The sequence below is a fragment of the Vibrio sp. JZG120 genome (assembly GCF_053890955.1).
The window spans coordinates 16348-39949 of the sequence record NZ_JBSRRK010000008.1; the positions used below are offsets into that span (position 1 = coordinate 16348).

The 23602-nt window shown below is 45.5% G+C and carries 23 protein-coding genes; 9 read left to right on the forward strand and 14 right to left on the reverse strand.

Annotated elements, in window-relative coordinates:
• Positions 1-303: 303 nt before the first annotated feature.
• The gene (locus tag ACWPOD_RS16295; RefSeq protein WP_167426325.1) at positions 304-1557 is read left to right on the forward strand and encodes a uracil-xanthine permease family protein; all 1254 of its coding nucleotides are present in this window, start codon (positions 304-306) and stop codon (positions 1555-1557) included.
• 122 nt (positions 1558-1679) lie between these two features.
• Here ACWPOD_RS16295 and upp read toward each other — a convergent pair whose 3' ends face one another.
• Positions 1680-2306: a uracil phosphoribosyltransferase gene (gene upp, locus ACWPOD_RS16300; RefSeq protein ID WP_041852906.1), complete on the reverse strand. Its 627-nt coding sequence runs from the start codon at positions 2304-2306 to the stop codon at positions 1680-1682.
• Between the two features lie 179 nt (positions 2307-2485).
• Between upp and purM the strand changes: the two genes are divergently transcribed.
• Together purM and purN are read left to right on the forward strand one after the other, a co-directional pair.
• Positions 2486-3526, forward strand: a complete 1041-nt coding sequence (gene purM, locus ACWPOD_RS16305; protein WP_456232061.1) for a phosphoribosylformylglycinamidine cyclo-ligase — start codon at positions 2486-2488, stop codon at positions 3524-3526.
• A 151-nt stretch (positions 3527-3677) separates the two neighbouring features.
• Complete coding sequence (gene purN, locus ACWPOD_RS16310) at positions 3678-4334, forward strand: phosphoribosylglycinamide formyltransferase (RefSeq protein ID WP_145473579.1); 657 nt, start codon at positions 3678-3680, stop codon at positions 4332-4334.
• Positions 4335-4705: 371 nt separating this feature from the next.
• Here the strand turns inward: purN and ACWPOD_RS16315 are convergent, their stop codons facing one another.
• Together ACWPOD_RS16315 and lpcA are read right to left on the reverse strand one after the other, a co-directional pair.
• Positions 4706-5551, reverse strand: a complete 846-nt coding sequence (locus ACWPOD_RS16315; RefSeq protein ID WP_006741678.1) for a class II glutamine amidotransferase — start codon at positions 5549-5551, stop codon at positions 4706-4708.
• Between the two features lie 51 nt (positions 5552-5602).
• A complete protein-coding gene (gene lpcA, locus ACWPOD_RS16320) occupies positions 5603-6178 on the reverse strand; it encodes a D-sedoheptulose 7-phosphate isomerase (protein WP_005380392.1) in 576 nt (191 codons plus the stop codon).
• A gap of 376 nt (positions 6179-6554) precedes the next feature.
• On the opposite strand from lpcA, the gene fadE reads away from it, so the two are divergent.
• Positions 6555-8999 (forward strand): acyl-CoA dehydrogenase FadE, encoded by a 2445-nt coding sequence (fadE, locus tag ACWPOD_RS16325; RefSeq protein ID WP_167426323.1) that lies wholly within the window; start codon positions 6555-6557, stop codon positions 8997-8999.
• A gap of 210 nt (positions 9000-9209) precedes the next feature.
• The gene (locus ACWPOD_RS16330; RefSeq protein ID WP_046875514.1) at positions 9210-10985 is read left to right on the forward strand and encodes a SulP family inorganic anion transporter; all 1776 of its coding nucleotides are present in this window, start codon (positions 9210-9212) and stop codon (positions 10983-10985) included.
• A gap of 73 nt (positions 10986-11058) precedes the next feature.
• On the opposite strand, the gene ACWPOD_RS16335 is transcribed toward ACWPOD_RS16330, so the two are convergent.
• The 5 genes from ACWPOD_RS16335 to dnaQ all read right to left on the reverse strand — a co-directional run bounded on the left by ACWPOD_RS16335 (position 11059) and on the right by dnaQ (position 14742).
• Positions 11059-11469 (reverse strand): GNAT family N-acetyltransferase, encoded by a 411-nt coding sequence (locus ACWPOD_RS16335; protein ID WP_017633770.1) that lies wholly within the window; start codon positions 11467-11469, stop codon positions 11059-11061.
• An 84-nt stretch (positions 11470-11553) separates the two neighbouring features.
• On the reverse strand, positions 11554-11946 hold the full coding sequence (locus tag ACWPOD_RS16340; protein WP_139060403.1) for a DUF1353 domain-containing protein: 393 nt from the start codon (positions 11944-11946) through the stop codon (positions 11554-11556).
• A 51-nt stretch (positions 11947-11997) separates the two neighbouring features.
• Positions 11998-12555: a hypothetical protein gene (locus ACWPOD_RS16345; protein ID WP_203347016.1), complete on the reverse strand. Its 558-nt coding sequence runs from the start codon at positions 12553-12555 to the stop codon at positions 11998-12000.
• Positions 12556-12760: 205 nt separating this feature from the next.
• Positions 12761-14011, reverse strand: coding sequence for a TIGR03503 family protein (locus tag ACWPOD_RS16350; RefSeq protein WP_456232062.1), 1251 nt, complete (start codon positions 14009-14011; stop codon positions 12761-12763).
• Between the two features lie 8 nt (positions 14012-14019).
• Positions 14020-14742, reverse strand: a complete 723-nt coding sequence (gene dnaQ, locus ACWPOD_RS16355) for a DNA polymerase III subunit epsilon (RefSeq protein WP_005380385.1) — start codon at positions 14740-14742, stop codon at positions 14020-14022.
• A gap of 59 nt (positions 14743-14801) precedes the next feature.
• On the opposite strand from dnaQ, the gene rnhA reads away from it, so the two are divergent.
• The gene (rnhA, locus tag ACWPOD_RS16360) at positions 14802-15266 is read left to right on the forward strand and encodes a ribonuclease HI (RefSeq protein ID WP_012841509.1); all 465 of its coding nucleotides are present in this window, start codon (positions 14802-14804) and stop codon (positions 15264-15266) included.
• Here rnhA and ACWPOD_RS16365 read toward each other — a convergent pair.
• Positions 15263-16009, reverse strand: a complete 747-nt coding sequence (locus ACWPOD_RS16365; protein WP_012841508.1) for a class I SAM-dependent methyltransferase — start codon at positions 16007-16009, stop codon at positions 15263-15265. The genes rnhA and ACWPOD_RS16365 overlap by 4 nt on opposite strands.
• A gap of 37 nt (positions 16010-16046) precedes the next feature.
• Between ACWPOD_RS16365 and gloB the strand changes: the two genes are divergently transcribed.
• From gloB to ACWPOD_RS16380, 3 genes are all read left to right on the forward strand, one after another.
• Positions 16047-16805, forward strand: a complete 759-nt coding sequence (gloB, locus tag ACWPOD_RS16370; RefSeq protein WP_006741673.1) for a hydroxyacylglutathione hydrolase — start codon at positions 16047-16049, stop codon at positions 16803-16805.
• Positions 16806-17060: 255 nt separating this feature from the next.
• Positions 17061-18644 (forward strand): lytic transglycosylase, encoded by a 1584-nt coding sequence (locus ACWPOD_RS16375; protein WP_167426318.1) that lies wholly within the window; start codon positions 17061-17063, stop codon positions 18642-18644.
• The gene (locus ACWPOD_RS16380; RefSeq protein ID WP_053809793.1) at positions 18641-19327 is read left to right on the forward strand and encodes a YIP1 family protein; all 687 of its coding nucleotides are present in this window, start codon (positions 18641-18643) and stop codon (positions 19325-19327) included. The genes ACWPOD_RS16375 and ACWPOD_RS16380 overlap by 4 nt, the downstream gene beginning before the upstream one ends.
• A gap of 1 nt (position 19328) precedes the next feature.
• Here the strand turns inward: ACWPOD_RS16380 and ACWPOD_RS16385 are convergent, their stop codons facing one another.
• The 5 genes from ACWPOD_RS16385 to accA all read right to left on the reverse strand — a co-directional run bounded on the left by ACWPOD_RS16385 (position 19329) and on the right by accA (position 23601).
• Positions 19329-20174, reverse strand: coding sequence for an endonuclease/exonuclease/phosphatase family protein (locus ACWPOD_RS16385; protein WP_006741670.1), 846 nt, complete (start codon positions 20172-20174; stop codon positions 19329-19331).
• Between the two features lie 139 nt (positions 20175-20313).
• A complete protein-coding gene (glnB, locus tag ACWPOD_RS16390) occupies positions 20314-20652 on the reverse strand; it encodes a nitrogen regulatory protein P-II (RefSeq protein ID WP_005436810.1) in 339 nt (112 codons plus the stop codon).
• 187 nt (positions 20653-20839) lie between these two features.
• Complete coding sequence (locus ACWPOD_RS16395) at positions 20840-21154, reverse strand: c-type cytochrome (protein ID WP_167426317.1); 315 nt, start codon at positions 21152-21154, stop codon at positions 20840-20842.
• 70 nt (positions 21155-21224) lie between these two features.
• Positions 21225-22535 (reverse strand): tRNA lysidine(34) synthetase TilS, encoded by a 1311-nt coding sequence (tilS, locus tag ACWPOD_RS16400; RefSeq protein WP_167426316.1) that lies wholly within the window; start codon positions 22533-22535, stop codon positions 21225-21227.
• A 106-nt stretch (positions 22536-22641) separates the two neighbouring features.
• Positions 22642-23601: an acetyl-CoA carboxylase carboxyl transferase subunit alpha gene (gene accA / locus ACWPOD_RS16405; protein ID WP_005380365.1), complete on the reverse strand. Its 960-nt coding sequence runs from the start codon at positions 23599-23601 to the stop codon at positions 22642-22644.
• Position 23602 lies beyond the last annotated feature (1 nt).

The window sequence follows — 23602 nt, forward strand, 5'->3', positions numbered from 1 at the left end:
TAAGTACTGAGTAAATTGTCTGTATTATGACCAGCTTTGTTAACTCGGGTCTCAACGAGCACTCTAGCGTTGTTTTTCATAATAAACTCATTGCTTATCCAGCTATCTCAACAAGTTAGACAGTTCATTTTTCATCGTCACGCAAGACTCGTAAAAGAGGCCAATTTGCAAGCAACTAACTCGCAAAAACGCTATTTATGGGAAAGATTCAATCGAAAGTTTGATCCATGCAACGTTGCAAACGATTGCTGGATGATAGTATTCGCCGGATTTGTCTGCGTATCTTGAAAATAGGGAATTATTATGAAAAACGCGTTACAAGGCGCTCAAATGCTCTTTGTCGCTTTTGGTGCTTTGGTGCTTGTGCCGCTGCTAACTGGCCTTGATCCAAATGTCGCCCTCTTTGGTGCCGGTGTCGGTACTCTCCTCTTCCAATTAATGACTAAACGTTCTGTTCCCATCTTCCTTGCCTCTTCTTTTGCGTTTATTGCTCCTATTATGTTCGGTATCCAAACTTGGGGTATCGGCGCAACGATGGGCGGCTTAATGGCAGCGGGCCTGGTTTATGTGGCTCTAGGGGCGATGATCAAAGTGCGTGGTGTTGGATTTATCCATAAAATTCTCCCGCCTGTTGTCGTTGGTCCTGTGATCATGGTGATTGGTCTTGGCCTTGCTCCAACAGCAGTGAACATGGCGGTAGGGAAAACCGGTGATGGTGCTGCACAGCTTGTTAATGGTGATGCTGCGATCATCATCTCGGCGGTCTCACTGCTCACAACCATTGTACTAAGCGTGTTTGCAAAAGGCTTTTTGAAGCTCGTTCCAATTGTCGGTGGTATTCTTGCAGGTTACTCTGTTTCTCTATTCTACGGGGTGGTTGATTTCACTCCAGTAGCACAAGCGGCTTGGCTAGCTATGCCAAACTTCACCGCGCCAGAGTTCAACATAAACGCAATCTTGTTCATGATTCCTGTCGCTATCGCACCTGCGGTAGAGCACGTAGGTGACATGCTTGCTATCTCAAACGTCACAGGTAAAAACTACCTGAAAAAACCTGGCCTTCATCGCACAATCGCAGGTGACGGGGTGGCAACTATCGTAGCCTCGATGGTGGGTGCTCCACCAAACACCACTTACAGTGAAGTTACAGGAGCGGTAATGCTAACCAAAGCATTTAACCCTGTGATCATGACTTGGGCTGCGATCACTGCAATCGTACTTGCATTGGTAGGTAAGCTAGGCGCGGTTCTTCAAACGATTCCAGTACCTGTCATGGGCGGTATCATGATTCTGTTGTTCGGCTCTATCGCCACAGTAGGCCTCAACACACTGATCAAGAATAACGTTGATTTACATAAGTCTCGCAACCTAGTGATCGTTGCCGTAACACTTGTATTTGGTATTGGCGGTATGGCTTTCGGTATTGGTGAGTTCAGCCTACAAGGTGTGAGCCTATGCGGTATCGTGGCAATTATTCTTAACCTTGTGTTACCAAACGATTTAGGTGAAAACCACGTTGTAGATAACGCACAAATGGAAGAAGAGAACGCGAAATAGTGCGTCTGCGCTGCTTTACTGAGTGGCGCATTTTATTCTTCTCGTATTATAGATATAAAAAAAGGCTTGGTTTTCACCAAGCCTTTGTTTTTTCTGTTCAGTCGTAGTAATACATTAAAGAATTACTTAGTACCGAAGATCTTATCACCTGCATCACCTAGACCCGGTACGATGTAGCCTTTGTCATTTAGCTTCTCATCGATTGCCGCAGTGTATAGCTCCACATCTGGGTGTGCTTTTTCTAGCGCTTCAATACCTTCTGGTGCAGCAACAAGTACCAACACTTTGATTTGGTTACAACCTTTCTCTTTTAGAAGATCAATCGTAGCAATCATAGAACCACCCGTTGCAAGCATTGGGTCAACAACAAGCGCAATACGCTCATCGATGTTAGAAGCAAGCTTGTTGAAGTAAGGAACTGGCTCAAGTGTTTCTTCATCACGGTAAATACCAACAACACTGATACGTGCGCTTGGCATGTGCTCAAGAACACCGTCCATCATGCCTAGACCTGCACGTAGGATTGGTACTACGGTTACTTTTTTACCTTTAATTTGGTCTACTTCTACCGGACCGTTCCAACCATCAATGGTCACTTTTTCTGTTTCAAAGTCTGACGTTGCTTCGTAAGTAAGTAGGCTACCGACCTCAGTCGCTAACTCACGAAAACGTTTTGTGCTGATGTCACCTTCTCTCATTAGACCAATTTTATGTTTTACTAGAGGGTGCTTTACTTCAACAACTTTCATGTCCATCTCCGGCTATAGTTGGCAATATTTAAACAAACCTTCAGATTATACATGATTTTTACAGGGATATCAGGATAAATCACTAAAGAAAAAAACAGACGCAAACGTTTGCTATCTATGTTTAAGCACTGTTAGAATAGCGCCGTTTTCATATCCAACTTAATACCGAGGACTTCCCTGTGAGTGGTAACAACTCTTCTCTTAGCTATAAAGACGCTGGTGTAGATATTGATGCAGGCAACGCGCTTGTGGATCGTATTAAGGGTGCGGTAAAACGTACTCGTCGCCCTGAAGTTATGGGTAGTATCGGTGGTTTTGGCGCGCTATGCGAATTGCCAACCAAATACAAACAACCTGTACTGGTTTCTGGTACTGATGGCGTAGGTACTAAGCTTCGCCTAGCACTGGATATGAACAAGCACGACACTATCGGCATCGACCTTGTTGCGATGTGTGTAAATGATCTTATCGTGCAAGGCGCAGAGCCACTGTTCTTCCTAGATTATTACGCAACAGGCAAACTAGACGTTGATACCGCAGCGGATGTTGTTTCAGGTATCGCTGAAGGGTGTGTTCAAGCAGGTTGCGCCCTAATTGGTGGCGAAACTGCGGAGATGCCTGGCATGTATGAAGGCGAAGACTACGACGTTGCTGGTTTCTGTGTTGGCGTAGTCGAAAAAGAAGACGTGATCGACGGCACGAAAGTCGCTGCTGGTGATGCACTTATCGCTGTTGGCTCAAGCGGCCCACACTCAAACGGTTACTCCCTTATCCGTAAAATCCTAGAAGTATCTGGTGCAGATAAGAACGAAGAACTAGCAGGTCGCACTATCGGTGAGCACCTACTAGAACCAACTAAGATTTACATCAAATCAGCACTTAAGATGATTGAGAAACACGACATCCATGCGATTTCTCATATCACTGGTGGTGGTTTCTGGGAAAACATCCCACGTGTGCTGCCTGAAGGCACAAAAGCAGTTATCGATGGTAACAGCTGGGAATGGCCAGTGATCTTCAAGTGGCTACAAGAGAAAGGCAACGTCGACACACACGAAATGTACCGTACGTTCAACTGTGGTGTGGGTCTAATCGTTGCACTACCTAAAGACCAAGCGGAAGCCGCGGTTGCTCTTCTTCAAGAAGAAGGTGAAAACGCATGGGTGATTGGTCAAATCGCGCAAGCAGACGCGAATGAAGAGCAAGTTGAAATCCAATAATTTGCAAATCGAGCCCACAAGATAAAAAGAATGAGGACACTAGATGACTAGGTCCTCATTTTGCTATCTAGAACAATAAAAACCATTCTATTAGTAGGTAGTTTAGAAGCTACATAACTCTAACCTACAATACCAAGGCACTCTCGACATCATGAAAAACCATACCCTAAAAAACATTGTGGTCCTCATCTCGGGTAACGGAAGTAACCTGCAAGCTATCTTGGAAGCTTGCGAAAACAGCATGCCAAACGCACGAGTAGCAGCCGTGTTCTCTAACAAAGCCGATGCTTTTGGTTTAGAACGTGCAAAAAACTTTGATGTAGACGGTCACTTTGTCGACCCTAAAGCATTCGACTCGCGTGAAAGCTTTGATGCAGAGCTAATGAGTCAAATCGATGAATACCAACCAGACGTGATTATTCTGGCGGGCTACATGCGTATTCTGAGCAGCGAGTTTGTTTCTCATTACATGGGTAAGATGATCAATATCCACCCTTCTCTTCTACCAAAATATCCTGGGCTACACACACACCAGAGAGCAATTGATGCTGGCGACAAAGAACATGGTACGAGTGTGCACTTTGTAACGGAAGAGCTTGATGGTGGCCCTGTCATACTGCAAGCAAAAGTTCCGGTGTTCGAAGACGATAATGCTAGTGTACTTGCAGCACGTGTTCAGGCTCAGGAGCACCGAATCTACCCTATGGTGGCTAAGTGGCTGGTAGACGAGCGGTTGATCATGAAGGATGGTAAAGCCTATTTAGATGGCGCAGAACTTGGCGCACACGGTTACGCCTCCGATGAGTAGTCCTGAAACCAAACTCCAAACACAAAAGAGCAGCCTGAGAGCTGCCTTTTGTTGTTTTGAAACTTATAAACTTGATTCAAGAAAGCCGCAGTGCGACTAGAAACCTAAAACCCAACATTCTAAAAAATCCCATAACCACTTGAGTAACACAACACTCGGAAAGTAAATTCTGAATCTGGTTCGTTCCTCACCGTTCAGAATGACGTGGTGTTTTATGAGAAATTTCTATCCATTTACGTCTTTCCGGCAAGCCTTAGCAAGACTAGGAAGCTAGAAAGTATGAGAGTTCACCAGTATCCGCATTCGGTTGAAAACGTATAAAAATAAAGCTCGCGATTAAGCGAGCTTTACGAGTTGTTCCGAATTAACCGCTATTCTAACGGCTCAGTTGGCGCCTGATTGCCCGGTTTCGCCGCTGCAAACGGCACATTCACCAGTTCAGAGGCATTGTTTTTCACTAGTTCACCTAGGTGAAACAAGCCGTACTCGCCAGGTTTCATCCGCTGCCAAGCTTCGTTACCCGTTAAAGGTTGAGTCGCGATCACAGAAACAATGTCATGTGGCGTTGTTTCTTCTTGGAAGTTAATTTCCACATCTTCATCAAGCAAAGCGGCTTTACCAAACGGTGCGCGTCTCGTGATCCAATACAAGTGATTGGTGCAATACGTCATTACATACTCACCATCACTCAGAAGCATGTTAAATACACCCTTCTCTCTTAGCTCATCACAACATTTAGCAACATATAAGAATACCGATTCCATGTCCTTTGGCGGCTCAGGATATCGATCTTCCATTTGCTTCAGTAACCAACAAAAGGCCAGTTCGCTATCTGTCTCGCCGACAGGTCGGTGTCGACCCGTATGTAAGTCTTGATAACCTGAGAGCTGACCGTTGTGCGCAAACGTCCAATACCTCCCCCACAGCTCACGTGTAAAAGGGTGAGTATTTTCTAAATTAACGCCGCCACGATTCGCCTGTCGGATATGGCTAACGACAGCGCGACTTTTGATAGGATAATTTTGCACTAACTCTGCAATTTGCGACTCACAACTTGGCTTGGGATCTTTGAAAGTTCGAAAACCTTTCCCTTCGTAGAAGGTAATTCCCCATCCGTCACGATGTGGGCCAGTTCGACCTCCACGCTGCATGAGCCCGGTAAAACTGAAACAAATATCCGTCGGAACATTAGCGCTCATACCGAGCAATTCACACATGATTTAAAAAACTCCCTAACAACACAGCTCGAAAAGGTGGCCGTGAAACGACTATTCCATCTCTTTTTCAATCAACTGAATGATGATATGAATAATCTTAATATGAATTTCCTGAATGCGGTCCGCATAACCAAAGTGTGGCACGCGGATTTCAATATCGGCAAGCCCTGCCATTTTGCCGCCATCTTTGCCTGTTAGTGCAATCGTCTTCATGCCTTTCGCTTGCGCCGCTTCAATCGCTTTCAGGATGTTACCTGAGTTACCTGAAGTCGACAGACCAAACAGTACGTCACCTTTTCGACCAACGGCTTCTACATAACGGGAAAACACGAAGTCATAACCAAAGTCATTACTCACGCAAGAAAGGTGACTTGGATCTGAAATAGCAATACCAGCATAGCCAGGACGGTTTTCTCGGTAACGGCCTGTTAACTCTTCGGCAAAGTGCATCGAATCACAGTGAGAACCACCGTTACCACATGACAGTACTTTACCATCTTGCTTGAATGAGTCAGCAATCATTTTCGCCGCTGCTTCGATTTGCGCAATGTTATGGTCATCGCTTAAAAATTTGTTGAGCACTTCAGCAGCTTCGTTTAATTCACTTCTAATCAGATCATGGTACATAAGACGTTCTCTTTATTATTTCGGCTTCAGTCAGTCCTAGATTCACTGAGCAAATTGTTCTGATACCAATTTGGTATCGGACATTTCATAAACCTGAACTCGGGTTTGATTACTCTGAGTTTACCCACAAACGAGAATTAGTGTCGATAGTGAACCAACAGATTTAGATTGGTGATGGTAATAAACTTGTCAACTTGCTCATGAAACCATCACTCAAATCGCAACTTTAGAACTTTAACTCTACTTAGATCACTTTTTATCCAATCTTATGTTTTACATTTCCTTAATATTTTGATTACACTTAAACCAACTGGTTAGACCTCTTACCTAACATACAGACGTACAACACTTATAAAGTCTGAAAAGGAAAATACATATGGACATCTTGCTCACAATCATCACGATGACGGTCGTGCTAGGCATTACGCTCTACCACCGCATGTCTCTCGTGAAATCTATTAGTTTACTCACAGCAGCTATGTTAGCGCTCACAGTAATAGGCGCGGTTGGCGTTACTGGTTGGACGATTTACATTCTTACTGCCGCTGTATTCGCGGTTCCTGGCGTACGTCAGTCTTTGATAAGCCGCAAAGCATTAACGCTTTTCAAGAAAGTGCTGCCAGCTATGTCTCAAACCGAAAAAGAAGCGTTAGACGCAGGTACCGTCTGGTGGGAAGCCGAGCTATTTAAAGGCAAACCAGAGTGGCAAAAGCTTCACGCAATTCAAGCACCTAAATTAAGTGCAGAAGAACAAGCCTTTTTAGACGGTCCAGTGAATGAAGTGTGTGCCATGGTGAGCGATTTCCAAGTGACTCACGAACTCGCAGACTTACCGCCAGAAGTATGGCAATACCTGAAAGATCACAAATTCTTCGCCATGATCATTAAGAAAAAGTACGGTGGTCTTGAGTTCTCAGCATACGCTCAATCACTAGTACTACAAAAACTAACGGGTGTTTCTGGCGTTCTATCGTCTACCGTTGGTGTTCCTAACTCTTTGGGCCCTGGTGAGCTACTGCAACACTACGGTACTGAAGATCAGAAAAATCATTACTTACCGCGCCTAGCTGAAGGTAAGGAAATCCCTTGTTTCGCCCTAACGAGTCCAGAAGCAGGCTCTGACGCTGGCTCTATTCCAGATTACGGTGTGGTTTGTAAAGGCGAATGGGAAGGAAAAGAAGTACTGGGTATGCGCCTGACTTGGAACAAGCGCTACATCACCCTAGCGCCAGTCGCAACGGTACTAGGCTTAGCATTTAAACTTCGAGATCCTGAAGGTTTGCTAGGCGACAAAGAAGATCTTGGCATCACTTGTGCGCTTATCCCAACTGATGTCAAAGGTGTTGAGATTGGTAACCGACACTTCCCGCTCAATGTGCCTTTCCAAAATGGCCCAACGCGCGGTAAAGACATCTTTGTTCCTATCGATTTCATTATCGGTGGTGAAAAAATGGCGGGCCAAGGTTGGCGTATGCTGGTTGAGTGTCTATCGGTTGGTCGTGGTATCACGCTACCTTCAAACTCAACAGGTGGCATCAAAACTGCGGCAATGGCAACGGGCGCTTACTCACGCATTCGTCGCCAGTTCAAACAACCTATCGGTCACATGGAAGGCGTAGAAGAGCCATTGGCACGTCTTGGTGGTAATGCTTACGTGATGGATGCAGCAAGCAACTTAACCGTGGCAGGTATCGACTTAGGTGAAAAGCCATCAGTAATCTCAGCTATCGTGAAGTACCACTGTACTCATCGCGGTCAGCAAAGCATCATCGACGCAATGGACATCGTAGGCGGTAAAGGTATCTGTATGGGACCTTCTAACTTCCTAGCGCGTGGTTACCAAGGTGCGCCAATCGCGGTAACGGTTGAGGGTGCAAACATTTTAACACGCTCAATGATCATCTTTGGTCAAGGTGCGATTCGCTGTCATCCATACGTTCTTGAAGAAATGAACGCCGCGTACTCTGATGCCAGTGATGCTGTAGAGAAGTTCGATAAAGCGCTTGCTGGTCACGTGAGCTTTACCATGAGTAACCTCGTGCGCAGTATCTGGTTTGGTTTGAGCGACGGTTTAGGTTCTTCATCACCAACCAAAGATGCAACCAAGCGTTACTACCAACAATTGAACCGTTACAGCGCAAACCTTGCTCTGCTATCGGATATCTCAATGGCAGTGCTAGGTGGCTCTTTGAAGCGTAAAGAGCGTCTATCAGCGCGTCTTGGTGACATTCTAAGCCAGCTATATTTGAGCTCTGCGACGTTGAAACGTTTTGAGCAAGATGGCCGCCCAGTCGAAGATTTACCATTAGTACACTGGGGTCTACAAGACAGTTTGAAACAAGCGGAAGTGGCGGTAGACGAATTCTTAGCAAACTTCCCGAACAAAGTGATTGGTCGTGCACTGCGCGTGTTAATCATGCCATTCGGTCGTGTACGCAAAGCGCCAAGCGATAAACTAGACAGCAAAGTGGCGCGCATTCTACAAACGCCTAGTGCAACGCGCTCACGCATTGGTCGCGGTCAGTACCTTGAACCAACCGAGCACAACGCAGCAGGTAAGATTGAGCTTGCCCTGTCAGTCATTCTTCAAGCTGAGCCAGTGTTCGACAAAGTATGTAAAGCGCAAGGCAAACGTCGTCCATTCCTACGTTTGGATATGATTGCTCAGGAAGGGCTAGAGCAAGGCTTGATCACGCAAGAAGAAGCCGACCTACTAAGAGAAGCTGAACAGCATCGTCTGGATACAATCAACGTTGACGACTTCGAGCCGGAATTGCTCGCCGCAAAGCCGCTATACCCTCAGATGGATAGCGTTGCTTAACTCTCTAATCTGAAACCATACAACGGGAGTGACAACTCCCGTTTTTTATTGCTACCAGAATAGCCTTCATAACACCTCACACCACGAAGAACCTCTGCGCAAGCGCAATAAAATCCACGCACTCCGACCCTTCCCCCGATTTCCAGTGATAACTAACTCACAGACGTTCCAAGCAAGCGGTGTATACTTTTAAGTAACTCACTCACATATATGGTAAATCCGTTGGCTAAAATATTATTCGCACAGTGGTTCCCAGGGCTTGTTCAGCTTAAGCATTATCAAAAAGAATGGTTTGTTAACGACTTTAGAGCCGCCTTTTCTGTTGTCGCGGTTGCCCTGCCAGTTGCCATAGCTTATGCACAGCTAACCGGTGTATCCGCAATTGTCGGTCTGTACTCGTGTGTACTGCCAATGTTGGTATACGCCATGATGGGCACATCTCGACAACTCATTGTCGGACCTGATGCAGCAACCTGTGCAGTGATTGCCGCCGTTGTTACGCCGCTTGCCGCGGGTGATCCTACAAAACATTGGCAGTTAGTTATGACCATGACAGCGATGACTGGTATTTGGTGTGTACTGGCCAGTCGTTTCAAGTTAGGGGTGTTTGCAGACTTCCTTTCTCGCCCGATTCTTTTGGGTCTACTCAACGGTGTCGCTCTCACAATTATCGTTGGTCAGTTTGCCAAAGTGGTCGGTTTGAAATACGAACAACGTTATTTGCTGGAACGCTTATGGGAGGCTCCACAACGATTAACCGAGCTTCATTGGCCTACCGTAACTCTGAGTATCGTGACGGTTGTCGTTTATTTACTCACCAAACGCTACCGACCAACTTGGCCTGCTGCCATGCTGGCGATACTCGTGACTACCGCGTCAGTTTGGTTTTTCCATTTACAAGAGATGGGCGTATCCGTAGTTGGGCTCACTCAAGGTGGTTTCCCTCAGTTTCAAACGCCGGAGTTTGAGCTAGGTGAAGTTCGTGAGCTAGTGGTCCCGGCGCTCAACCTTGCGATTGTCAGCTTTGTTAGCATGATGCTCACCGCGCGCAGTTTCGCCGCTAAAAACGGTTATGATATTGATGCAAATAAAGAGTTTCAGGCGTTGGGCTTTGCCAACATTGCCTCAGCGTTTTCGCAAGGTTTCGCGATAAGTGGAGCTGACTCACGCACAGCGGTAAATGATGCCAATGGCGGTAAATCTCAATTAGTTTCGATTGTCGCCGCAATCACCATTGCCATTATTGCGGTATTTATTTATGAGCCTTTACAGTTTATTCCCATCGCATCACTTGGTGTCGTGTTGATCATCGCATCCTTGTCTCTGCTCGATCTCAAAGCCATTTGGAAATTAAAATCTCGTGACAAAGATGCGTTCTATCTAGCAATCATCACTTTTATTTCTGTTTTGATCGTAGGCGTAATACCGGGGATCACTTTGGCGGTACTGCTAGGGCTGTTTCAATTTTTACGTATTGTCATGCGACCGAGTGATCAGCTACTTGGCTTGGATGAAAAAGGCACCATTCGGACCATCGACGACTCAGGAAAAGCTTCGCCTATTCCTGGAATGGTGATTTACCGCTTTAACTCGCCGCTGACTTACTTCAACGCACCTTACTTTAAACGCCGAGTGTTAGAGCAAGTAGAACATCACAAAGACGCAAGTTGCGTTGTCATCGACGCCGTATCGAGCTTTACTCACTTGGATCTCAGTGTGATGGCAACACTGGCAGATATTCACAATACTTTAAAAAAGAGAGGCGTACGCTTAATCCTCGCAGGAAGGAAACGACGCTTACGTCAATGGTGTGAGCTTACTGGTATCAGCACCAGTGAAGGAGGCATCTTACTGCGAGCCGATATGTACCTTGCCATTAAACTTAGTGGCTGTTACATCAGTGCTGTGGGTGAGGGACAAATTCCTACTGTTCAAAAAGAGCCTGATTTAGAGCAGCCACCCAAACCAATTCCAGAAGTGGCTTAAATGGAAATTCAATATAGAAAACAGGAGATTAAACTCCTATTTTCAAGTACTTATCTTCACAGCTGAATACGTATTACGCCTTCGGCTTAAACTTTTTTGTCATCCCTTGGCTTTTAGGAGCCACCAGCCTATAACCAAGCTTTTCGTAAAAGACCGGTTCATCAGCAATCATAGAAACGTAAGAGCCTTCAAGTGCAACAGAAGAAAGATAACCGTCGATGTATTCCATGACTTTTCTACCTAAACCGTTACCTTGATAATCAGAATCAACGGCAACGTCGACAATTTCGAAGTTACACGCCCCGTCACCAACAACCCGACCCATTGCAATGAGCTTTCCTTCATCCCGGACAGATACGCCATACAACGAATTGGGTAGACCAATTTCAGCAGCTTTCAACGATTTGGGTGATAGCCCGGCTTTGACACGCATATCACAGTATTCTTTCGGGCTTGGCACATGCTCTTCATATCTTATTGTCATTATGTACGACTCCTTTATATCATCTTGGAGCTTACACAACCAAACTGTATAAATAAACAGTTAAACATTGGAAAGATGTTCCCGTTAAGCACACAAAGTATCGGGTCTGGAAAAGAAGCCACCGACAACTCTGACGCCATAATAGATATAAGTTGCTCTGAAGCTAGACATTCCTTTTTCTAAACATATTTCTCTCAGCAACATATCCGCATGCTTTCGAGCACTTTGAGGCAACACCTCTTCCCTCATGAGTTGGTAAAGAGCATCATGCACTAAAGAAGCTTTCATAATGTTTTTTGTGTCTAACGCTGGCCCACTCGCTCCATCCCATGCATAGCCCTTTTTAATCGTTAACACGCCTTGTTTGGACAAACTAAGAAAAGGGCTGTCATACGCGTTACTCACTGAAATGTGAGCCTCAATCTTTTCTTCAGAATGGAGAGTGTATTTGTACTTCTGACGCTTTTTGTATTTCATAACCTAACCGCCTAACTAACTTGAGTGGGAGGAACGGGGATAACTCTCAAATTAGAGTTTCTCAGAGAGTTTTTTCAAGTAGGACTTTGCAAGATCATGGTTATCTCTGCTCAACCACTTAATACAATCAAAGAGTTCCCAAATCAGGCCTTGATCACCACTGGTATAAACTGGGAAATCTTCATGTTTTGGCGCAGGTTCATCAGTAACCATGCCAGCAGTCACATCAGCTTTATCAAATAAAACCTTAAATGGCTTAGAAAGTTTGAAAGGCTCACAGATATCTAAACAATGAATCTCCGCACTGGTTAGGTCATTAAAAATATATTTTTTGAAGCACGCATTTTCGTTGTGCTCTCCCTCAAGACGATAAAAAATGTCTTTATTTGCTTCAAAGTGGGTAAAGCAAGGCTCTGAGGCTTTATGGAAGTTGTTTTGAGTAAAGACAACAACATCAGCGTCCGAAATACGGTCACCTTTTCCTGATGACAATGAACCAAGCAATACCGCAGCAACAACGTCTTTTTCAGAATAAAAGGCATCATAAGCAGACTCAACCAAGGCCTTTTGTCGTGGTAGATGTTCTAGTTCTAACGCTCCAATTGTCATAACTCACTCCGTCGATACGCACTAAAATCAAGTCGAAACGTAAAGAGTATCATGCGAGCTTTATTATGATTAATCAACGTTAAATCATGGTGTTACTTTAAAATAAAATGATTAATGACCATGAGAAACATCAAATTCTGTCTCAAACTTAAACTGAAAAAAAAACGGAGCCGATTGGCTCCGTTTCTCGCTTTATGTGTTACTACTATTTCTTTGGCACCTCTAACTGCATCTCTGGCATGGCATCGCGCTTCGCTTTAATTTTGCGCCAGACTATCCATGCAATGATCACAATCAGCAGCATTATCACGTTACCCACCGCGATAATAATCATGCTGCGCTTACGCTCAGCCTCCCGCTCAGCAATAATTTGCTTTTCCATTTCAATACGGCGCTGCTCGGCTAATTCAGCTTCTTTTGCAATTCGAGCGGCTTCTAGATCAACTTCATCAACAACACTGAAGGTTTGCTCTGGAATAGGAAACACCAGTGGACGTTGCGTCGCAAAATCAGTGGCAAAGATCTCGCCGCGCCATGCGTATTTACCAAGCTCAGCGTCGTTATTGAGGTTCAGCGTGGTTCTCATTCCATCTTTAGAAACCTGGCCTTGGCTGTAGCTAACAAAGCCATCGGGTGCATCTTGTTCCACCGTGACTGCGATTGAGCCTGGCGCGATCATACCTTGCTCACCACTCACCACCAATTGGTGTGGTTTGTCAGGATTGCGCGCCTGAATAAAAGTACGAGAAATGGGGTTCGGATAAACCAAGATGACTTGCTCTTGCGCTCGTAAGAATACGCCATTACCAGAGGTGATTCGCGCACGGTACTTACCGGGCTCAACATCTATTGGTAGTTGGACAGTGAACACACCATCCCCTGCTTTTTCATCCAAGCCGCGGCCATCATCAGCAAACTCACCCACAACCATCGGCACTGGACGTGCTTCTTTGATCAACTCATCTTCATTTTCGACAAACTTGGTAAATGTCACGCGCAAATTCACGCGGTCAAGGAAGTCGCGCAGTACAAGAGGTTTGTCGTCGGAGGTTAGGCGAGCTGTAAACTTAAGCGCTTCCCCATTATATAATCGGTTTGGGAACACATCCGTGCTGAGCTTTAAGTGAGAAATTAAGCGGATGTTATTTTTAGGAGTGACTTTCCCCACAGCCTGCCATGGGCCTGGCATAGGGTTGTCAACGGAGATAATATCGAGTGAGGCATCTTGGTACCAACGTACATTGTCGTAGGCGTCCCAAGCATAGTACTTTTTACCGTCAGGGCGGACTAAAACAACTGGCTGAGAACTTTGCTCACGATAAACTAAAAAAGTGATCTGCTCGATGGTTGGATCCACTCGAAAGCGATTGTCTAACAAAGACATAGCAGATTCACTCGATGCACTCGAGAGACTACTCCATATCGCTAAAAACGCGACCAACAAAGCCCTCAGCATAGCTTCTCCTATTGATGCCAAATACAGTCGTTCACCAACTCTAATCTTTTTTGGTGAGCTTCTAGTTCATCGGCACTTGCGCGCAAAACCTTTAGCGCTTTTCTTCCTTCAATACGGCGAATGGTTTCTACCCCACCCTCTTGTTTATTCGCGTTAAACTCTAGACTCGTTTGACCACCCGTCATAAAGAGGTAAACGTCGGCTAGAATCTCCGCATCGAGCAAAGCTCCGTGGAGTGTACGGTGCGAGTTATCAATACCGTAACGTTCACATAAGATATCAAGGTTGTTTCGCTTACCTGGGAAGATTTTCTTCGCCATAGCAAGGGTGTCGGTCACCTTGCAGTAGTCGTCCGTTTTGCCGATGTTAGGATCGAGCATGCCAAACTCGTAATCCATAAAGCCCGTATCGAAGGGCGCATTGTGGGCAACAAGTTCGGCGCCTTTAATAAACTCAAGAAACTCTTGGTGCACGCTCGCGTATTCCGGTTTATCAACCAAGAATTCATCCGTAATACCGTGAACTTCAACCGCTTCTGGTTGGATTTCACGATCGGGTTTTAAATAAACGTGGAAGTGACGACCAGTCAGCTTACGGTTGATGATCTCCACGGCACCGATTTCAATAATGCGGTGTCCCATGTAGTGAGGACCACCCTCGCGGTTCATACCTGTGGTTTCGGTATCGAGAACGACAATGCGGTTATATTCAGAATTGCTGCTGGTATTCATAAGGTTATGTATGTCAGACTATGCTTTATTAAATGTTTCGGCTAATAGTACCAAAAAATATGACCAAACACGTTGAGATTTTCACTGACGGTTCTTGTTTAGGTAACCCAGGACCAGGTGGTTACGGCATTGTATTGCGTTACAAAGACGTAGAAAAGACGCTTTCCAAAGGCTACACGTTAACCACCAACAACCGTATGGAAATGTTGGCGGCTGTCGTCGCGCTGCAGACGTTAAAACAACCTTGCAAAGTCACTTTAACGACTGACAGCCAATATGTGCGCCAAGGTATTACTCAGTGGATCCATAACTGGAAGAAGCGTGGCTGGAAAACAGCGGATAAAAAACCCGTGAAGAATGCCGATCTATGGCAAGCTCTAGACAAAGAAACTGCACGCCATCAAGTTGAATGGCACTGGGTAAAAGGCCACGCTGGTCATCGTGAGAATGAAATTTGTGATGAGCTAGCCCGTACCGCCGCAGAAAACCCAACCGAGGAAGATACTGGTTACCAACCCTCTTAACGAGATTCTTTCCTCATAGTATTGCCCTCTCGATTCATCACCCCTAGTGGTGTGAGCTTTTTCTTCAAACGCCAATGCGGTTTGATAGGCTTGAGAGGGTATGTTCGTTTCCTTGCCACAATGTAATACAAACTCCCTGCAGGTGACGCCCAATCACCGAGACTGTTTTCCAACCATGTCCACATCGTGCGGTAACGCTTCATCGGAAACAGCGCGTAACGATCGCAATGAATCACTTGATAATTAAGTAACCCTAACCAGTCGTTGATGCGGTTCGACGTAAACATTCGTCCACTCCAAGGCAAATTATGTTTACGCCATGGAAGCAAACTCGCTAATCCAGTCAAACTTAGTGGGTTAAATCCAGTGATTATCAAATAACCATCATCCATCATCACTCTATCGACTTCCCGTAGCAAACGGTGTGGATCGCTTGCATAGTCGAGCTGATGAGCGAGTATCACAACATCAAAGCTTTTTTCCAAAAAGGGCAATTCGTAACCATCTGCAATCACATTATGCAACGGGTTCTGGATATCTACGTTGACTTGGTGTTGAATGTTACAATTACAGCTGGTTAGCTCACAGCTCAACCCGCCCAGTTTGAGCATATGGTAACCGAAGAGTTTCGGACACCATTCATCAAGTCGGGTCTGGATTGACTCAAGCACCCACGGACCGTTGTTCATTGCTGACCAAGTCGACGGGTGTGGTATAGTTTTGTTGCTGAGTGCTGGTTTCATTAACCACCTGACTAAAATGGGTGACGGAGAACGAATCGTGTTAGAGATCAAAAGCATACCCGCATTTAATGATAATTACATCTGGCTGATACAAAATAGCGATAAGCGTTGCGCAGTCGTTGATCCGGGCGATGCGAAGCCAGTGTTAGAATACTTGCAGGCTAACGAATTAACTTTAGAAGCGATTTTAATTACGCACCACCACAACGATCACATTGGTGGCGTTCCAGACTTAGTGCGTGCCTTTCCTGAAGTCGCCGTTGTGGGCCCGAAATCTGAGCCAATTCCAACCCTAACCACCCCCATGGAAGAAGGCGACAAACTGGAGTTATTTGGCGAAATCTTTTTGGTGCTAGGTTTACCAGGCCATACCTTAGGTCATATCGGTTACGTTGGAGACGGAAAACTGTTTTGCGGTGACGTGTTGTTTTCCGCAGGCTGCGGTCGTATTTTTGAAGGTACGCCAGAGCAAATGTTTGAGTCACTAAACAAGCTAACGTCTCTACCAGAAGAAACTCAAGTCTTCTGCGCGCATGAATACACCGCGAGTAACGTGGCGTTTGCTTTAGCGGTTGAGCCTGATAATGAGCAGCTCCGTCAATATCGCGATGATGTAAACCGACTGCGAGCTCTAAACATTCCGACACTTCCAACAACAATACGCAAAGAAAAGTGGATTAATCCGTTCTTGCGAACCACCAATCCTGACGTGGTTCAATCTGTTGCTAGTCGCATTAAAAATAGCGATCCATGCTCGGTTTTTACGGCTTTGCGTGAGTGGAAGAACGAATTTTAACCATTTTCTGCTTGTAAGTTTGCAAGACCCCAGTATTATCAGGGGCTGATTTTTCGAGAAGCGCCACTGGCGCTTCTCTTACGTTTGGGGTTGATATAAATCTATTTGAATTTCTCCCCATTGCATAATTTAGAAGCTCTTTGCCTCTATTAATTAGTTAGTGTTTAAAAGATGTCTATTATCTTGCGACTGCCACGCACATTGTGTTGCGCGACAGGCAGGTGAAGATAAAAAGGCCCTAAATAGGCTGAATCCATGCGTTTGAAGTATACCTGGGCGTTGGCGTTGTTATTATCTGGCTGTCAATTGACTCAGTCAGACTCAACGTCTTCTACACCAGAAACCAATAAATCTGAGCAGACTGCAAAACAAAATGCAGCGAAGGCTCAACCGGGCAACACATCGTCTTTAGCAAAAAAATCCGCTAACGACGCGCCTAAAGTTCTTTCCCCTCAGGAACAAGAAGATGTATGGCAACGTATCGCCATGCAACTTGAAATGGATATCCCAAACCATAAGAAAGTGGACTACTACCGTACGTGGTATCTAAAGCACCCGAATCACCTTTACACGGTGTCTAAGCGTGCGACTCCTTTTCTATACATGATCACAAAACGTATCGAAGAGCGTGGACTTCCAATGGAGCTTGCTTTGCTTCCTGTGGTGGAAAGCTCATTCGATGCCTTTGCCTACTCACACGGTAGTGCAGCTGGATTGTGGCAATTTGTCCCTGGCACCGGAAAGATGATGGGACTAGAGCAAAACTACTGGTATGACGGTCGCCGAGATGTGGCAGCAGCAACGGATGCCGCGCTGGACTACCTTGTACAACTAAACGAGCGTTTTGATGGTAGCTGGGAGCATGCAATTGCCGCTTACAATAGTGGTGGTGGCCGTGTTTCTAGCGCAATTCGTAAGAATAAAAAGCTCGGTAAACCTATCGATTTCTTCTCATTGGACTTACCAAAAGAGACCAGCAGTTACGTTCCTAAGCTGCTAGCTTTGGCTGACGTCATCGCAAACCAAGACAAGTACGGACTTAATATTCCTGCGATTCCAAACAAACCTGTTCTAACGCTTGTCGATCCGAAAGAACAGCTTGATCTGGCCATTGCAGCAGATTATGCCGGCATTGGTGTGAAAGAGTTACAAAGTTACAACCCTGCATACAACCAATGGTCAACGGCGCCTGAAGGTCCGCACCAACTTTTGATTCCGGTAGAGAAAAAAGAGGCTTTTCTCACTAAGGTGGAGAAAAACCGTGGTAAAGGTATGAAGGTCGCTCGCTACAAGGTGAAGTCTGGTGACTCTTTAAGTGTGCTAGCTAATAAATACGGCACAACCACAAAAGTGATTCGACGTGCAAACGGTCTGTCGAATAACAATATTCGTATTGGCCAATACCTACTGATTCCGACGTCAACAAAAGACGATGCGAAATACGCACTAACGGCACAAAATCGATTAAGCAAGACTCAATCACGTGCTCGTGGACAACTCAAGCTCACTCACGTCGTTCAGTCTGGAGAAAGTTTGTGGTCAATCGCACGTGAAAATAAAGTGTCGTATAAATCGTTAGCAAAATGGAATGGCATGGGCCCTAAAGATCCATTGCGTGTGGGTCAAAAGCTCGTGATTTGGAAGGACTCAGACAAAGGTGCTGTGATCCGTACCGTTTTCTACAACGTTCGCTCCGGTGACACCATTAGCGGCATTGCAAGCAAGTTCAAAGTAAAAACAAACGACATCGTAAAATGGAACTCGCTACACAACAAAAAATACTTACAACCAGGTCAAAAACTTAAGTTGTACGTTGACGTAACGAAGGTAAGTGTATGAACCCATCAAGCAACCCACTTGTGATGCTGTTGGACATTTTTCGTTCTCCAACATCTTGCTTTCTAGCGCTTTACCAACGCGGCGGATGGGGATGGCAACCGTTCATCTTCTTGATGCTTAGTCCGTTTTTATTCTGGGGCGCTTACTTTTCGAATGTCGATTTCACGTGGCTTAGTGACCAACTAGCCGCGCAGTTTCAGCAAATCGACCCAAAGCAGATTGAGCTATTAGAGCCAAACACGCTAATGGCAAGTGCGATCATCAATGATGTATTCAACCGCTTTGCCACCTTACTGTTGCTTGCGCTTTGGTTCTTTCTTGCAACGAAGGCAAGCAAGCAACAATATGGTTACTGGAAGTGGTTTGCCGCGTCGTGTGCAATCTTATTCCCAGCAGTATTGGGCGATATCGCAAGCTACGCGAGCCTATTGCTCAAGCATGGCCAGGTGATGACTTACGCAGCAGATTTAAACAGCCTCAATGGTCTATTAAAACTGCCGCTTACCAGTGAGTGGTCTCAGTTCGCTAGCTCACTACCACTACTGCTGCCTTGGTATATTGTATTGGGCTACGGTGTTGTGCTTACTTGGACTGAGTTTGAACGTGGGCAAGCCTTGGTGATTGCAAGCCTGCCATGGGTATTCTTCTACGTTATTTGGGCGCTTTATATTGTGGTGACCTAAGCTAATCATCTAACGTAAATGACAGTAACAATGGGTTATGATCGGAAGCGTCGCTCTGCGGCGCTTTCGCGTATTTGAGGGTCAGTCCTCGGTAAAATACGTGATCCAACGGTAATCCCGTTATAAATTGGACTCGATGATCAGGCGAGAACGTCACTTCTTGCAAGTCCGCGGCTTTTAAGGCCTGTCGCATCGCATTAACGCGAGATTCACTCCAACTATTGAAGTCTCCAGCGAATAGGATCGGCCCTGTATGATGCTTTAAAAGCATTTCAAGAGCCGTTAACTGAGAGACATACTCTTGCGTGCCAACCGTGAAGTTAATTGCATGTACATTCACCACAGCGAGTCTCTCGCCATTGCTTAATTGATATTGGCTGTATAGTGCAGACTTGGGTAAACGCAGCCAAGGCTCTTTAGACGTATAAGCACAGGCTTTTTCTGGTTGCCCTTGAGCGATACTAATCACACCCGCACCGCTGCCCAGCGCCTTAAAGGCACTCACTTGGTTGCTGACCCAGTTGCCATCCACCAACCATTGCTTAAAAGATGGTGTCATGCTGGCTTCTTGCAATAACAGCAGCTGCTTATCAGCAGAGAATTCATTGAGTGCGCTTTGCCAATTATTCCGGTTCTGTTTGTAGATATTCCAGACAAGTACATTGATTTCACCGCCCTGATCCAGAGCTTTTGAGCCGCTAAATTCGATACACCTAATATCCTGCGTCAGCTCTGAACCTGTTTGAGTAATGATTTGCGGCTGATCTGGTACGGTGAAAATAACCTGGAAGCCGACCAATACCGCCATAATAAGAAAAGCTAACGCCAGAAAAAAACGCTTAAACATACGACAAACCTGAATATACGCACCCTAAAACTGGAACAACCAACCTCGGGTTATTTGATTTCACTGAAAGTAAAAAACAAAAAAGGAGCCACTTGGCTCCCTTTTAGCATAATAAATACGAGACAGGTAACAAGAAACCTTAGATCGCGTCTTCGTCTTCTTCACCAGTACGGATACGAACCACACGCTCAACATCAGTAACAAAGATTTTACCATCACCAATTTTGCCGGTTTGCGCGGTTTCAATGATCGTCTCTACGCATTTATCAGCCACATCTTCCGTTACAACGATTTCGAGCTTCACTTTAGGCAGAAAGTCCACCATGTACTCTGCACCACGGTAAAGCTCGGTGTGACCTTTTTGGCGACCAAAGCCTTTCACTTCAGAGACGGTCATCCCTGTAATGCCAACTTCAGCTAGCGCTTCTCGAACATCATCCAATTTAAATGGCTTGATAATCGCTTCAATTTTTTTCATGTTCATCCCTTAAGCTTCAATCGATTGCGCTTATTATCGTTTAGCGTTTCGCAACATTCAATGTTTGTCTCTGATCCACCAGCGAAAATCCAGATTGAGCAAATTAACATAGCGAATATCGTGAGTTGATAAAACCCCAGTGAGGACTGCTCAATGCCCAATCGTCCAAGCTTTTTCAGACTCGCGTTTACTTCAAACTTGCGTAGTAAGCCGCTAGATTAGCGATGTCTTCATCAGACAACAGTGAAGCTTGAGCTTGCATAACAGCAGCAAGACCACCTGTTCGCTCTTTGTTTTTATAGGCTTTAATTGAACTGATAATGTATTGCTCGTTTTGCCCTTTCAGGTTTGGGTAACCCGGAATGACAGCAATGCCGTCGGCGCCATGACATGCTGCGCATACTCCTGCCTTTGCTTGACCAGCTGTGGCATCTCCCGCTGCTAGAGCATGACCACAGAATATGGTTAGCGCCACCATTGCGCCCATGATTGTTTTTTTCATTGCTTCACCTAATCAATTATTATTTAAGGATTTTTATATTTTATAATCGACATTGTGGCATGAATTTTCATTACCTGCGCCAAATAAGTTCACAATCTTGACCATTAAACGCCTGATCAACGAACAGATCTGCCACTGCAACGACTCGGTCTTGATACATCAAAATCGGAATTTGACGACGCAGCCAGCTTGGCACATTGTATTCTTGGAACAACTTCTTCAGCTTTCGACTGTGATTACGCGTGGTTGGATGCGCTGATAAGCCTTCCGGATTGAAGGTCACGCGAAGCAATTCTGGCTGACTCGGAAGCGCAATCGTTGCGTTGCTAGAACTCGTCGTTAAGGTCAGCTCCCCTAGCCGCTCTGGAAGCGATAAAACGGTATCGACTTGAATCCTACTTTGCCACTCAGTGACGTCAGCTATTTCCGTTACCCAATAGAGACGATTTCGAAAACGGCGCACTTCACCTTGTTTAAGTTGTAGTTTGGGGTTGGCATCTTGCTGAGCTAATGCGACTTCATTCCAGATAAGATTGAGTTGTACCTGAGTCGGCATACTAGTATTAAGCTTAGCCAGCCACATACGAATCAAGCGCGCACGCGCTAATTCACTGTGCTTAGCCAGTTCTTTAATACTTAAACTTAGATCCGTTTGTAAAGCGTGTTCAAACACCGCGCTCAATAGTTCATCCAATAGCGCTTCTTGTTGAGCACATAAGCTTGCACTGCGCTGAACCGCTTGATGGATACTCGGCCAGCGACCAGACAATTCAGGAATAACACAATGACGAAGAAAGTTACGATCATAACGGGTATCTTGGTTGCTTTCGTCTTCCACCCACTCCAAGCCTAATTTAGTAGCCGCGTCTTCGATGGTCTTCCGCTTGATAGTAAGCAATGGTCGAACTAGGGAGCCGCCAGAAAACGGCATACTCTCCGCCATCGAAGATAACCCTTTTGGCCCGCTGCCTCGCTTAAGAGCAAGGAGAAAAGTCTCTAGTTGATCATCAGCATGTTGGCCGGTCAACAGTATATCGCCTTCTTGAATGTACTTAGTTAAGGCTTGATAGCGAGCTTCACGAGCAAGAAGTTCAATACTTTCACCATTGCTGATGTCTAAGCTCACTCGCTCAATCGAGCATGATATGCCCACTTGTTTTGCCCAAAGTAAGCATTTATCGGCCCAATCATCGGCATTCGAGCTCAAACCATGGTGCACATATACGGCGTGGCACTCTATCGAATGCGCTTGTTGATAGCGACTGAGTAATTCGAGTAAAAGACGTGAATCCACTCCTCCGCTAAACGCCAAGACAACCTTAGTGCCTGATTGATAGTAGCGGCCGAGAACTTGAGCAAAATGCGGGTAAAGCGATTCCATAAGCGATCCGATAGGTACAAAAAAGGGCTGGACTCTCATCCAACCCTTTCTATTTTAACTGTTATCACTTGAGATATCAGCTAACGCTTAATTGCAATCACCGAAATTAACAGTAACCGTAGCTCATTAGGCGCTGGTAACGACGTTCACGTAGCGTCTCTTCATCCAATTGTTCTAGATCTTCTAGCTGACGAAGTAGTGTCGCTTTCATATTCGCTGCCATTTGAACATGATCGCGATGAGCGCCGCCTAGTGGCTCTTCAATGATTTCGTCGATCAGTTCAAGCTCTTTAAGACGAGGAGCAGTTAGACCCATCGCTTCTGCCGCTTGCGGCGCTTTGTCAGAATCACGCCATAGGATTGAAGCACAACCTTCAGGAGAGATTACTGAGTACGTAGAATACTGAAGCATGTTCACGTAGTCACCTACACCAATTGCTAGTGCGCCGCCTGAACCACCTTCACCAACAACGTTACAGATTACTGGCACTTTAAGACCAGACATCACTTTTAGGTTTTTCGCGATAGCTTCAGATTGACCACGCTCTTCTGCGCCCACACCTGGATACGCACCAGCCGTATCGATAAATGTGATGATCGGCATGTTGAAACGCTCAGCCATTTCCATCAAACGTAGCGCTTTACGGTAACCTTCTGGTTTTGGCATACCAAAGTTACGTTTCACTTTCTCTTTGGTTTCACGACCTTTTTGATGACCGATGATCATCACAGGACGGCCTTCAAGGCGAGCCATGCCACCCACAATCGCTTTGTCGTCTGCAAACGCGCGGTCACCCGCTAATTCATCAAACTCCTCAAAAGCGTGTTGGATGTAATCCAGCGTGTAAGGACGTAGTGGGTGACGAGCCAGTTGAGCTGTTTCCCATGCGCCTAGGTCGCTGAAGGTTTTTTTCTTCAGCTCTAAGCTTTTCTTCTCAAGCTGTTCGATTTCTTTATCCAGGTCAATCGCAGAATCACCACCGTGACGAGAGACATCACGTAATGCTTCAATTTTCGCTTCTAGTTCTGCAATTGGCTTTTCAAATTCAAGAAAGTTTAGGCTCATC

What these genes read in the sequence shown, in the direction of transcription:
- ACWPOD_RS16295 (WP_167426325.1), top strand. Translation starts at nt 304, where the DNA reads ATGAAAAACGCGTTACAAGGCGCTCAAATGCTCTTTGTCGCTTTTGGT.
- upp (WP_041852906.1), bottom strand. Translation starts at nt 2,306, where the DNA reads ATGAAAGTTGTTGAAGTAAAGCACCCTCTAGTAAAACATAAAATTGGT.
- purN (WP_145473579.1), top strand. Translation starts at nt 3,678, where the DNA reads ATGAAAAACCATACCCTAAAAAACATTGTGGTCCTCATCTCGGGTAAC.
- ACWPOD_RS16315 (WP_006741678.1), bottom strand. Translation starts at nt 5,551, where the DNA reads ATGTGTGAATTGCTCGGTATGAGCGCTAATGTTCCGACGGATATTTGT.
- lpcA (WP_005380392.1), bottom strand. Translation starts at nt 6,178, where the DNA reads ATGTACCATGATCTGATTAGAAGTGAATTAAACGAAGCTGCTGAAGTG.
- fadE (WP_167426323.1), top strand. Translation starts at nt 6,555, where the DNA reads ATGGACATCTTGCTCACAATCATCACGATGACGGTCGTGCTAGGCATT.
- ACWPOD_RS16330 (WP_046875514.1), top strand. Translation starts at nt 9,210, where the DNA reads ATGGTAAATCCGTTGGCTAAAATATTATTCGCACAGTGGTTCCCAGGG.
- ACWPOD_RS16335 (WP_017633770.1), bottom strand. Translation starts at nt 11,469, where the DNA reads ATGACAATAAGATATGAAGAGCATGTGCCAAGCCCGAAAGAATACTGT.
- ACWPOD_RS16340 (WP_139060403.1), bottom strand. Translation starts at nt 11,946, where the DNA reads ATGAAATACAAAAAGCGTCAGAAGTACAAATACACTCTCCATTCTGAA.
- ACWPOD_RS16345 (WP_203347016.1), bottom strand. Translation starts at nt 12,555, where the DNA reads ATGACAATTGGAGCGTTAGAACTAGAACATCTACCACGACAAAAGGCC.
- ACWPOD_RS16350 (WP_456232062.1), bottom strand. Translation starts at nt 14,011, where the DNA reads ATGCTGAGGGCTTTGTTGGTCGCGTTTTTAGCGATATGGAGTAGTCTC.
- dnaQ (WP_005380385.1), bottom strand. Translation starts at nt 14,742, where the DNA reads ATGAATACCAGCAGCAATTCTGAATATAACCGCATTGTCGTTCTCGAT.
- rnhA (WP_012841509.1), top strand. Translation starts at nt 14,802, where the DNA reads ATGACCAAACACGTTGAGATTTTCACTGACGGTTCTTGTTTAGGTAAC.
- ACWPOD_RS16365 (WP_012841508.1), bottom strand. Translation starts at nt 16,009, where the DNA reads ATGAAACCAGCACTCAGCAACAAAACTATACCACACCCGTCGACTTGG.
- ACWPOD_RS16375 (WP_167426318.1), top strand. Translation starts at nt 17,061, where the DNA reads ATGCGTTTGAAGTATACCTGGGCGTTGGCGTTGTTATTATCTGGCTGT.
- ACWPOD_RS16380 (WP_053809793.1), top strand. Translation starts at nt 18,641, where the DNA reads ATGAACCCATCAAGCAACCCACTTGTGATGCTGTTGGACATTTTTCGT.
- ACWPOD_RS16385 (WP_006741670.1), bottom strand. Translation starts at nt 20,174, where the DNA reads ATGTTTAAGCGTTTTTTTCTGGCGTTAGCTTTTCTTATTATGGCGGTA.
- glnB (WP_005436810.1), bottom strand. Translation starts at nt 20,652, where the DNA reads ATGAAAAAAATTGAAGCGATTATCAAGCCATTTAAATTGGATGATGTT.
- ACWPOD_RS16395 (WP_167426317.1), bottom strand. Translation starts at nt 21,154, where the DNA reads ATGAAAAAAACAATCATGGGCGCAATGGTGGCGCTAACCATATTCTGT.
- tilS (WP_167426316.1), bottom strand. Translation starts at nt 22,535, where the DNA reads ATGGAATCGCTTTACCCGCATTTTGCTCAAGTTCTCGGCCGCTACTAT.
- accA (WP_005380365.1), bottom strand. Translation starts at nt 23,601, where the DNA reads ATGAGCCTAAACTTTCTTGAATTTGAAAAGCCAATTGCAGAACTAGAA.